Origin of the sequence: Pseudomonas sp. 65/3-MNA-CIBAN-0223 (assembly GCF_040310425.1) — a bacterium.
GTDB classification, from domain to species: domain Bacteria; phylum Pseudomonadota; class Gammaproteobacteria; order Pseudomonadales; family Pseudomonadaceae; genus Aquipseudomonas; species Aquipseudomonas gregormendelii.
Genome location: NZ_JBEOPV010000193.1, coordinates 1 through 263 on the forward strand (window position 1 = coordinate 1; position 263 = coordinate 263).

Below are 263 nucleotides of genomic sequence, written 5' to 3' on the forward strand. Positions count from 1 at the left end.
GTCCAGCCCATAGTTGACGCCCATCCGCGTGCCTTCCGGCACGACCATAAGGTCGCCAGACAACATCGGCAGCAACGACAGCGACAGGAAACCATGGGCGATGGTGCCACCGAACGGTGTTTGCGCGGCTTTTTCGGCATCGATGTGGATGAACTGGTGATCGCCGGTGCAGTCGGCGAACTGGTTGACGCGCTGCTGATCGACGGTCAGCCACTCGGAGTGGCCCAGTTCCTTGCCGATGTAATCCTTGAGCTGTGCGACGG

1 protein-coding gene is annotated in these 263 nt (G+C 60.8%); it reads right to left on the bottom strand.

All coding sequences use genetic code 11. The features are described from left to right. The coding region (locus AAEZ09_RS28520; protein WP_350601696.1) for a MaoC/PaaZ C-terminal domain-containing protein at positions 1-263 on the bottom strand (263 nt) is incomplete at both ends.